The following is a 4,847-nucleotide window of genomic DNA, read 5'->3' on the forward strand; positions in this document are numbered from 1 at the left end:
GAGTGGACGATCAACGGTCAGAACGATCTGGTCGCGCAGATCTTCGGGCTACAAAAGGTTAACGAAGCCTGAAGATTGCGGGCCAAACGCGGCTTTTGCGACTTGCGCACAAAGTTGCGACAGGCCCGTCATGATCGAGGAATATCGGGACAACGTCGCCTTTGAAGCTCATCTGAACGAGCCGCATACCCGGCAGTTCAACGCCGCACTGACTGAGATTGCAACGGCTGGGGAAGCCGCCGTGAGCGTCCTCTCGCCGCTCGCCGCTCGCCGTGGACCGCACCGCAGCGCCGGGCATTCGTGCCATCGACCATGCGGGCGTGACCGTGCCCGATATTGAAGAAGCGACGCGCTTCTTGGAATCTGCGTTCGGCGCGGTCATCGTCTACGCCGTTCTACCAAAGGACGGCCCTGACCAGGCGGGCGAGGGACCGGAAGCCGAACTCGGCCGCACATCGGGGACCCGCATCGTCCACATGCGGCTTCTGCGCATCGGCGACGGCGCCTCGCTCGAACTTTTCCAGATGGCGGACGGTGAACAGCGCGACGCGGTCCGGCTCCAGGACTTCGGCCTCACCCACATCGGCCTTTATGTCGACGACATCGACGAGGCCTCCGCGGCCATCAAGGCGGCAGGCGGCGAACTCCTGAAGGGGCCTCATCCGCTCGCAGGCGTCGAGGACCGGCCGGGCAATGCCGGCATCTATGGCCGCTCGCCCTGGGGCATGCTGATCGAACTCATCACCTATCCCGGCGGTATCGACTATACGGACGACGCGGCGGCGATCCGCTGGACACCGCGTCCGTAACCTCAATCACCCGACATCCGAAGGAGTCAGCCATGATCAAGATGACCATGTTCCTGAAACGCCACCCCGACATCAGCCGCGAGGAATTCGTGCGCCACCATGTCGAAGATCACGGGCCGTTGTTTCGCTCGATCCCGGAAGCGGCAACCCACGTCAAGCGTTATATCCAGACCCATCCGGTCGAACCGCCCGAAAGCACCGTGCCCCAAGCCGACTATGACGGAACGGCCGAGATCTGGTTCGACGGACCGGATGGGATGAAGGCGGTTCTCAACTCAAAGACCTATACGTCCAAGGTTTTCCCTGACGAGAAGACCTTTCTCGACCACGAAAACACCTTGATCCTCGTTGGCGAGCAGACGGACATCATCGGCTGACACAGCGGGATCCCGCTGCGGTTAGGCAAACACTAGCCGGCGCGCCACTCTGCTTCATCTGGATGCCAGCCGAAGTGTTTGTCGCCTAAACGGGCGAGGCCGAACTGGGCAATGATGGCGAAGGTGCTGCGGTCCTCCAAAGACGTAGTCTCATGCCGTGTGACCCCGCTCGAGTCCGACACGCGCGAGATAGTCCTCAAGGCGGGCGGTCTCGTCCGCCGCAACGACCGCCCCGACATAGCCATCGGGGCGCACCAGCACCCGGTCGCCGGAAGTAAGGCCGTAGGCTCTGTGAAACTCGCCTTTATCGTCGACGAGGTCACCTGTTCGGCCAAAGGCGTGGATGCGAAGTCGCTGCCGTGCGCAAACGCCGGCTTCGCTTGCGGCAAGGAGCGTCCAGTGGGGCCCGGCGAACAGATCGAACAGGCGATGGGGTTGCCCTGCTGCTCCTCGCACATGGGCGTCGGGCGCACGATCTCCGGCGGTAGGAAGGCCGTTCCGCTCCGGTGCCTCCATCGCGAGCGAGCTTCCAGGATAGCTGATATCGAGTTGGTGAACATCGTCGCCGCGCCGCATCTCGCCCCGCTTCATTGCCTCCAGATGGCCGGTCGAAAGACCTAGCATAGCCTGCGCAACCGGGCGCCGTTCCTCTTCGAAGCTGTCGAGAAGTGCGACGGGCGCGCCGCGCGCGACGGCGCCCAACTTCCAGCCGAGATTGTAGGCGTCCTGCACGCTGGTATTGAGGCCTTGGCCACCCGTCGGCGGGTGAGTGTGGGCGGCATCTCCGATTAGGAAAGCGTGGCCGATCCGATAACGGTCGGCGAGCCTTGCGTTCATGTGAAAGGCGGACGCCCAGGAGACGTCCTGGACGGTGAGGTCGTCGCGCCCCGTCCTTTCGGCCAACATGGCCGTCAGCCCCTCTGGTGACAGATCGACGTCGCCTTCCAGCGGGATCGGACCCTGAAGCTGAAAAAGATCGGTGCCTGCCAGAGGGCAAACAAAGATCTGCTTCTCTAAGTCCCCTTGGCCGAAGCGATGCCAGACCTTGCGCGACAAGCCGGTCAGGGTCACGTCCGCGACGATCGCGCGCACGCCGAGCGTCGCGCCGGGGAACCCGATTTGGAGGGCGGACCGCACGAAGCTTCGCCCGCCATCCGCGCCGACGAGCCAGCGAAGGCGGACGACCTCTTCGCCGTCTTGACCGGCGATGCGCGCGGTAACGCCTCGGCTATCTTGGGCAAAGCCTATCAATTCACGGCTGAATTCCGGCTGGTGGCCAAGTTCCATCAGCCGTTCGCGCATGACGCGCTCGGTCAGGAACTGGGGCACCATCAGAGCCTGACGGAAGGGTTCGGCTGTGGTTGCCGGACGGACCTCCATCACGTCCTTGTCCGTGAAGCGGCCGTTCTTATGGTATTGCCGCTGTTTGGGGTAGGATCCTCCGGCCGCTCTGATCCGGTCGAGGATGCCCAGATCCTCGAACACTTCCAGCGTACGCGGCTGAATGCCCTTTCCGCGCGATCCGTGAAACGGTTCGGCACGCTTTTCGATCAGCCGAAATGTGATTCCTTGGCGGGCGAGGTCGATGGCGAGTGTCAGCCCGGCTGCGCCCGCACCGCAGATGAGCACGTCAAAGGTAGAGTTCGTATCCATGTGAACCTCAGTTTGTGTATAATGCACATAATAGGAGGTCATGTATGTCGTCAAGAAATAAAGTGCATAATACACATATTGGAGCGTGGGTCCGCGATTTGCACGAGGTGCTCATCGATATCGTCAGCGTTGTTAACGAGCCGCAGCGCGACGAAGCCATGATGCAAGAGGCCGGCATCGCGCTCGACCGTGCGCTGTTTCCGCTGCTTGTCCTGATTGAGCGGCGCGGACCGATCGGCGTGGGTGACCTCGCCGACGCGGTCGGTCGCGATTACACGACCGTGAGCCGTCAAGTGGCGAAGCTCCAAAGTCTCAATCTCGTCGAACGACGCAAGGGCGAGAGCGACCGCCGGGTCCACAAGGCCGTGATCGCACCCAAAGGCAAGACAATGACCGATGCTGTCGATGCGGCGCGCGAGCGAACCGCCCTTGAGATTTTTCACTCCTGGGACGACCAGGATGTAAGTGAACTGATACGGCTGATGCGGAAATTCGCGGAAGCGATCAAGGAGAAACCTGGTTCGCCATCCAGCTCGTGCTGCAGGCTTTAAGATCCGGCAGAGCCTAGGGCTGAGATCGCTCGCCGGTGATTATCGAGGTGTCGCGGTCATCTCGCATATCGATCAAGGCGCGGCCTAATCGCCCAACGGTCAACTCCAACGACTGAACTGCCACGCAGTCTGGTAAAGGTTCCTTTGCCTATATCAAGTAAAATTAGGCGGCCTACGAGGTTGTGTTCATCGTCGCGATCAGCCCGTCGGCCACGAGTGTCCAGACCCCTTCGTCGCCGGACGACGTTTTACCCAAAAGCTCGTCATAGCGAGGTGCCGGCAGTGCCCCTAGAGCATGAGACCCGATTTTCGAATCGGGTCTCATGCTCCGGTCTTTTGGTTTCGCATCGGATGATCCGAAAACCGTGTCCACTTTTCGGTCCGATGCTTTAGACGAGCGTTAGCCGATGACGCCGACAATCCTCATTTTGGGACGAAGGACTGATCGACCACGATAAGGTGATGGGGCAACCGCCGCTCATCGGTTGTGAAGCATAGGCAAATACGACGAGCGATGTGGGGCGGCGATAATACTACCAGGGCGTCAAGTCCGCGGCAATGGCGCCCGCCCGGTCCACGGTCTGACCGAAGGCGGCAGTCGCGACATTCCATCCATCGCGCACAGATCGTCCGCCGGGAAGCCAGCGTGACACACCTATGGTGCTTTTAAGCCCGGCGACTGCGGACGCTGTAGACGAGTTCGCCGCGGCGATACGCCACCCGTCCTCATTCCCCGGCGCGGAGGGCTCGTTTAGATTCGACTCGGCTTGTGAAACCAAAAGCGGGTCGCGCGATTCGCACGCCGTCCGACAATCGGTAAACAGGAGGACCCCCTCGGGGACCGTCAGGTCTTGGTGTTTCTGCGCGTGTGGTTTCGCCAAGCTCGTTGTGTCTTCGCTGTTGCGCGTTTCCACCGCTTGTCCCGAACGCGCCAGTGTTGAGACAACCCGGTTGGCGATCGCCAGCCGCTGCGATTTCTCCTCATTGACAATCTGACGCGCGGTAGGTTCCACAGCGGCCATGCGCGATTGGTGGGGCGCCGTCGGTCCGGTCGGACCGAAGATGGACTCGTAAAGCCCGGCCCCCCCGCCCATCGCGTGCAGAGCAATCATTACCGTTCCGGATATGACGGCCTGGGCCGCCAAGCGCTGAAACATACTCGATAAAAAGCTGGGCAGAGCGCGAATTCGTGTCCGCATATGGCATCCCCTTCGTGATGAGTGGGTATTTCCTGCAACAAACAGACAATATTCGGGCTTTATCATCACGTTTTGTATCGCCAACCGTTTTTCGCCGCGTCAGCATGAAGGCGCGGTACTCTGCTTCGCGAGGGCCTGTCGCAACTTTGTGCGCAAGTCGCAAAAGCCGCGTTTGGCCCGCAATCTTCAGGCTTCGTTAACCTTTTGTAGCCCGAAGATCTGCGCGACCAGATCGTTCTGACCGTTGATCGTCCACTC

At 61.0% G+C, this 4,847-nt stretch carries 4 protein-coding genes; 3 read left to right on the top strand and 1 reads right to left on the bottom strand.

What is annotated here, in order from left to right:
- The first annotated feature begins 272 nt into the window (after window positions 1-272).
- Both DYI37_RS19635 and DYI37_RS19640 read left to right on the top strand, forming a co-directional pair.
- A complete protein-coding gene (locus DYI37_RS19635) occupies window positions 273-809 on the top strand; it encodes a VOC family protein (RefSeq protein WP_199520225.1) in 537 nt (178 codons plus the stop codon).
- 32 nt (window positions 810-841) lie between these two features.
- Window positions 842-1,186, top strand: a complete 345-nt coding sequence (locus tag DYI37_RS19640; RefSeq protein WP_116684967.1) for an EthD domain-containing protein — start codon at window positions 842-844, stop codon at window positions 1,184-1,186.
- A gap of 150 nt (window positions 1,187-1,336) precedes the next feature.
- Here DYI37_RS19640 and DYI37_RS19645 read toward each other — a convergent pair whose 3' ends face one another.
- Window positions 1,337-2,839 carry an FAD-dependent oxidoreductase gene (locus DYI37_RS19645; protein ID WP_116684968.1) on the bottom strand — a complete coding sequence of 501 codons (1,503 nt, stop codon included), beginning with the start codon at window positions 2,837-2,839 and terminating at the stop codon, window positions 1,337-1,339.
- A gap of 44 nt (window positions 2,840-2,883) precedes the next feature.
- Between DYI37_RS19645 and DYI37_RS19650 the strand changes: the two genes are divergently transcribed.
- Entirely contained in the window at window positions 2,884-3,390 is a 507-nt protein-coding gene (locus DYI37_RS19650; RefSeq protein WP_116684969.1) for a MarR family winged helix-turn-helix transcriptional regulator, read from the top strand.
- Window positions 3,391-4,847 lie beyond the last annotated feature (1,457 nt).

This window comes from Fulvimarina endophytica, from assembly GCF_003403015.1.
GTDB classification, from domain to species: Bacteria; Pseudomonadota; Alphaproteobacteria; order Rhizobiales; family Rhizobiaceae; genus Fulvimarina; species Fulvimarina endophytica.